Source organism: Candidatus Zixiibacteriota bacterium, from assembly GCA_020853795.1.
In the GTDB taxonomy this organism is placed as follows: Bacteria; Zixibacteria; MSB-5A5; order CAIYYT01; family CAIYYT01; genus JADJGC01.
On record JADYYF010000213.1, the window covers coordinates 1 to 6,214 of the forward strand.

Here is a 6,214-nt window from a genome sequence, read left to right on the forward strand (position 1 = left end):
CGCAAGGCGCTGGAGTACGACCGCAATTTCCAGCCGGCGCAGCGCATGCTCGAAGAGCTGGCGCGATTTCGACAAGAGACCCAGCAGGCACGATAAGTATGGCGCGGATTGCGGTTGAGCCGATCGTCCCGGAGGTCGCGTCGAAGGTACTCGCGGGGAAGCCGCATCTGATGCAGAACTCACAAGCCTGGTTTGACTTCATTGCGGAATTCTCCGGTGAGCGGGACTGCTCGATCCAATTCTGTATTGATGGTAACCCGGCGGGGCTTCTGCGCGCGCTGCAGTACCGCGATCTGGTGCAGTCGCTGCCGTATCCGGCGAGCTATGCAGGGCCGATATTTCTGCCCGAAGTTAGTCGTGAGGAGCAGACGGCGTGCATGAAGGCGGCAATCGAACACTTTGCTGCAAGCACCAACGTCCTATCGATCTGTAGCACGCCGATTGTGCCATCACTGGATGCATGGACTGGGCAGTTTGAGTATTCGGCGACGGGACGCATCCACGTCATCGAGCTGCGCCAGGAATTGCTGACGGGGACGACCTCCAAGTTTCGCAATAACTTGCGCCGCAATCTGCGAAAGGCGGCGGAGGCGCAGGTTGACATCTCAGCTTCAACGTACCCCGATGATTTGGGCCGCTGGCATGAGATCTATGCCAAGCGCTGCCGGGAACTTCAGGCGCCGATCTTGCCGTTGCGCTATTTCGAGCTGATGTTCCGGCATCTGTCGCCGATCGGGGGCTGCCGATTGATCAGTGCCAGGACAGGCGAAAAGTATTTGGGTGGGATCATCGTGGTCAACAATGATTACTGCGCCGACTACTACCTGAGCATGTTTGACCGCGACTGTGACGAGACGCAAGCTTCGACCGCGAGCTTCCACTATCTGCTGTGCTGGGCCAAGTTGGCGGGCTTACGATATCTCAATTTGCAGGCTTCTCCCAACAGTCAGCCGGAGTTGGCGCAGTTCAAAGCCGCCTGGGGAGCGCAGGAATTGCCGCAGCGCTACCTGATCGCGGTCTTGAACAGCCGCGATCAAGTTCTGAGTCGATCCGTCGATCAAATTAAGGAAGAGTACAAATTTCACTTCTATCTGCCGTTTGCGGCTTTGACCAACCAAGGCGCAACGGCGCAGGACAGGGAAGTCGTCCATGCATAACAATTCCGCGACTGAACAGAAAGACAAGGCGATTGCGGGCAAGATCATCTTCATCACCGGCGGGGCGGGTTTTATCGGCTCGGCGCTGGCGGAGCGGCTGGCGGACCAAAATCGCATCATCATCTTCGACAACTTCAAGCGCAACTCGATCGTCGACAAGCCGCTGTTGACCGCGCATCCGAATGTGACCGTGGTCACAGGGGACATTCGGGACCGCGAGGCGCTGCGGTCGGGGATTGACGGCGCGAACATCGTCATCCATGCGGCCGCCGTGGCCGGAGTGGATTCGGTCCTGCGCGATCCGGTGACGACGATGGAGGTCAATGTCATCGGCACCTACAACGTCTTTACGACATGCCTGGAGGCGCAGCCGCATCTCGAACGCGTGATCGACTTCTCAACGAGTGAGGTCTTCGGCGCCTATGCCTACAAAGTGACCGAAGCGAAGCTCAAGCCGGAGTTGACGGTCGGCGAGGCGCGCTGGTCGTACGCGATCAGCAAATTGACCGGCGAGTTCTTCGCGAATAGTTTCTTCAGCAAGTACGGGCTGCCGATCGTCTGCGTGCGGCCGTTCAATATTTACGGGCCGGGACAGGTGGGCGAGGGTGCGATTCATCATTTCGTCGTCAACGCGATCCAGGGGCAAACGCTGACGATCCATTCGGACGGCAGCCAGATTCGCGCCTGGTGCTATATCGACGACATCCTGGATGCGCTGCTGGAGATTCTGCGCAACGACCGCGCGGTGGGCCACGCCTTCAACATCGGGAATCCCAAGAGCACGGTGACCATCTATCATCTGGCGCGCGAAGTGATCCGGCTGGCGGGCTCGCGTTCGGGCCTCCAGTTCAAAGAGATGACCTCGCCGGACGTGGAAGTGCGGATTCCGGACATTCACAAGGCGCGCGAGATTCTCGGCTTCGAACCGCAGGTGGAACTCGAAGACGGATTGCTGCGCACGATCGAGTGGTATCGCGCCAAGATGCGCCTGCAGCAGAAGCCGGCCGTGCGAACGACGCCGCAGCGGGGTCTGGCGCATGTCGGGTAACGATCGCGGGCACACGGCGGCACCGTGGCGGGAATTTTACGGTTTCGCCAATGAGGCCGATCGCGAGTTCCCGAACATGGTGCATCTCGACCTGATCAACATCTGCAATTTCCGCTGCATCCATTGTCCGCAGCACGACATCACCAAGTTCGTGCCGGACTATCAGCAGAATCAACTCGATTGGGATATTTTCGCGCGGATCATCGACGAGGTGGCGGAGCACGGTTCGACGCTGCGAATTACCTGTGACGGCGAGCCATTTTTGTATAAGCATATTGCCCCGGCAATCAAGTACATCAAGGATCGCGGAGTGAAGATTGCCACGATCGTCACGAACGGATCGGCGCTGACGCGACCGATTGCCGAGGCGATTCTGAAGCCATCGGACACGCGGCTGGTAATCGATTTCAGTCTCGACAGCCTGTATAAGACGACGTATGAGAAGATCCGTTTGCAGGGCAACTTTGTTGAAGTTTACAGCAACGTGCTGTTCCTGCTGAAGAACAAAAAGATGAACCCGAACCTGCGGATTGTGGTCAACATGATCGACCAGGATACGCTGGAGCCAGGGGAGCTGGAGTCGTTCCGGAAATTCTGGACGCCGATCGTCGACGATGTGGTCGTGCGGACATATCTGACGGTCAAGGGGATGGTGAATTCCTCCACGCTTAAGATGGACAAGGAGCAGTATCGGTGGCCGTGTTCGCTGCTGTGGAACCGGATCGCGATCAGCTCGCACGGGCGGCCGCGATTTTGCGTCGCCGACTGGCGCGAGCAGAGCGCGTTTCGCGACTTTGATTTGAGCAAGATGACGATTAAAGAAATCTGGCAGTCGGAGCGGTACGATCAACTGCGGCGGATTCACCTCGATCACGAGTTTGCCAAGATCGGCATCTGCAAGCACTGCACCGACTGGTTTGGATTGAAGTGGGACTTTGATTACCGCACCGTAATCGACCGGCTGTTTGCCGAGGACCGGGCGGGCAAGGACACGGCGCGCATTACCACCGAGCAGGCAGTCGATGTCTAAGGGCCGACAATTTTACGTCTTCGCGAAAGATCACGATTCGCGCGTCTACCTGTCGCCATACGTGAATGCCGCCGCAGCGGAAGGGCGACTCGATTGTCGCGTCGATCTTGCGCGCGATGCGGACGCCATTCGTGCCCTGCTGGATCAGGATGTTACCATCTGGATCGACGGGTTCGATACGCCGGCGGTCGAGCTGTCGCAGCAGCCCTTTCTTCACCGCGCGCGCGTGATTTGCCGGATTCGCGGCGCGGAGATTCTTGATACGAATGCAGACGCCTGCAAGTGGGAGTTCTTCGACGATCTCGTCATTTCGAACAGGGCGACGGAAGCGATGCTGTTCGAGCGGTTTGACCGGATCGAGTCGATGGCACGGGTAACGGCGCTGCCGCCGGCGGCGGCGATCCCGACCGTCAATGTGGCGCGCAAACAGCGGACCGGACGGGTGGCCTTTGTCGGACCGTTGCGCCACGACAACAACGCAACTCTACTGATTCAGATTGCGGCGATGCTGAAACGGCGCAGTGCCGGTACCAAGATTATCGTGGCGGGCGAGTTTGAGTCGACGGCGCTGCAGTTGTTTTTCGAAACGCAGATTCAAGCGCTGGAGCTGGCGGCGCAATTTGAATTTGAGACTGCGCCGGAGAATCTGTCAACGTGGCTGACGGACAAGGATGCTCTAATCGCGACGGCAGGCACGCCGCAGTGCGAGGCAACGATGCTGCAGGCGATGGCGCTCGGCGTACAGCCGGTGGTGAATCTATACTTCGGCGCGGAGCAGACCTTTCCGGAGGTGGTGTTGTTCGCGGCTGCGGACCACGCGGCGGAGATGCTCTGTCATGCGCCGTGGCAACCGCAGACCTGGCGCAAGCTGGCGAGCGAGAAGCACGATGTCGCCAGACATCTGGCAGGTTTCTGCGAACTGATCGGCGAATGCGCACGACCGGAAGCACCGAAGGTGAGCATCCTGTTGCCGACATATAATCGCTCCAGGCTGCTCCAGAGAACGTTGACGCGGTTGGCGCAACAGACGTACCGGAACCTGGAGATCGTCGTCGTCAACGATTGTTCGCCGGACGACACCGACAAAGTGATGCAGCAAGTCAGCCAACAGTTGCCGCAGGTGCGGTATGTGCGCAACGAGACGAACCAGGGCAACGCCGGCGCGATGGCGACGGCGGCGCGTCATGCGGATGGCGAGTATGTGTTGGTGTTCAGCGACGATGACGATCTCGCCGATGACGCCGTGGAGAAATTCGTCGGGTGGCGGCAGCGGAAGGCGGTGGATTTGATCTACTGCGATCTGGCGATTACCGATACCGACGGTCATTCCCGCGGCGAGTGGACATATCGCAACTACTATGCGAACCGCGACCTGCTGCGCGATCTGCTGTTTGCCGACGGCAACAAGATTCCTGAAGTATTCTTCTGTCGGCGCGAATTGTACGCCAAGATCTATGAAGAGACCTATTCCCGGCGCTTCTTGAATACATACTATCTGCCGCACCTGCGGCGGATCAAGATGATCCACTTGCCCGAGCCGCTGTACCGTTACGCGGTGCACGCCGGCAGCACATTTAGTTCGGCGCGCGGGCTGTTTGACCGGAGCAAGTCGACGCAGAACTATGTCAACGCGATGATACTGATGTATTCGCCGCTGAGCGTGCTTGACGTGGCGGCCGACGCGCCGTTGCCCACGCAAGTCGGGCAGGCGTTCTTTGGCGTCGCGTGCGCGCTGTTGGAACATGGACGGCGTAAATTCACCGGCACGATGTATACCGGCGCCGAGTACGACGAGACGGATCATCTGTGGTACGCCTACTTCTACAATGCTTATCACTGGCTGCAACAGGCGCGGAAATACTTGGGTGCGTTCGAGGAATACGACACGATGATGCATAAGATCACGGAGCGCTGCAACCCGGCGGAGTTTGATCCTCCGACACATGCCTGTCTGCCACCGATCTACCAGGAGTTGCCGTGGTTTGCCAGCAAGTGCTTCAACAACGTGTCGAATTTTGTTGTATTGGATATCGCCACGTTAGGCCAATGTGCGTGGCTGCCGGAAGGCGAGACGGAGATCTATCGCGCCGGCAAGATTCGGTTGAATGTGCGGAATCATCGCTGCGATTCGATTGCGCACCTCGAGCAGGTGATGTCTGAGAACGTGATCAGCGTCGTCAATATTGATGACGCAACGTCGTTAGAGCCGTTGCTGCGGTCGTTAATCGAGCAGCATCGCTTCGCGGTGCAAGTCATGAATTTCACGACCGTGCGGGTGCCGGAGCTTGAGACCATCAAGAATCTTTACAATTGTCGCGCGCCGCAGTCGGTCACCGATTACCTGCGCTTGGTCACGGAATTTACGACGCTGAGTAGATATGCAAATACCACTGTCACAGCCGCTGTTTGACGAAGACGAGCAGCGGGAAGTCGCGGCGGTCCTGAAATCGGGCTGGGTGATGCAAGGACCGAAGGTGGCCGAGCTCGAGACCGCAGTGCGAGAGTTTGTGGGCACGCGCTGGGCAGTCGCGGTGTCGTCGTGCTCGACGGCGCTCCACCTGGCGCTGCGGACACTTGATCTGAAGGCGGGCGATCAGGTGATCGTGCCGTCGCTGACGTGGATCGCCACTGCTGCTGCGATCGAGCAATGTGGGGCGACGCCGGTGTTTGCCGACATTGACCGGCAGACGTTCAACATTAGTGTCGAGCGGGTGGAATCGCTGATCACGCGGCACACGCGCGCGGTGATAGCGGTCAATTTGTTTGGTCTGGCGGCGGAATTGCCGAGACTGCTGGAGATCTGTGAGCGACGCGGTATCGCGTTGATTGAGGACGCGGCCTGTTCATTGGGCGCGACAGTTCAGGGTCGGCCAAGCGGCACGTTCGGCCGCGTGGGGTGCTTTTCGTTTCACCCACGCAAGTCGATCACGACCGGCGAAGGGGGAATGATTGTCGGCAACGATCCGAACGACGAGCGGC

The 6,214-nt window shown here is 58.8% G+C and carries 5 protein-coding genes; all 5 read left to right on the plus strand.

The genetic code is table 11. The annotated features are described in order from the left end of the window. The first annotated feature begins 98 nt into the window (after positions 1 to 98). Positions 99 to 1,157 carry a GNAT family N-acetyltransferase gene (locus IT585_15360; protein MCC6964628.1) on the plus strand — a complete coding sequence of 353 codons (1,059 nt, stop codon included), beginning with the start codon at positions 99 to 101 and terminating at the stop codon, positions 1,155 to 1,157. After that, positions 1,150 to 2,205, plus strand: a complete 1,056-nt coding sequence (locus tag IT585_15365; GenBank protein MCC6964629.1) for an NAD-dependent epimerase/dehydratase family protein — start codon at positions 1,150 to 1,152, stop codon at positions 2,203 to 2,205. The genes IT585_15360 and IT585_15365 overlap by 8 nt, the downstream gene beginning before the upstream one ends. Beyond that, the gene (locus tag IT585_15370; GenBank protein MCC6964630.1) at positions 2,195 to 3,235 is read left to right on the plus strand and encodes a radical SAM protein; all 1,041 of its coding nucleotides are present in this window, start codon (positions 2,195 to 2,197) and stop codon (positions 3,233 to 3,235) included. The genes IT585_15365 and IT585_15370 overlap by 11 nt, the downstream gene beginning before the upstream one ends. Beyond that, a complete protein-coding gene (locus IT585_15375) occupies positions 3,228 to 5,645 on the plus strand; it encodes a glycosyltransferase (GenBank protein MCC6964631.1) in 2,418 nt (805 codons plus the stop codon). The genes IT585_15370 and IT585_15375 overlap by 8 nt, the downstream gene beginning before the upstream one ends. Beyond that, positions 5,614 to 6,214, plus strand: a 601-nt coding sequence (locus tag IT585_15380) for an aminotransferase class I/II-fold pyridoxal phosphate-dependent enzyme (protein MCC6964632.1), incomplete at its 3' end; no start/stop codon positions are given. The genes IT585_15375 and IT585_15380, both read left to right, overlap by 32 nt.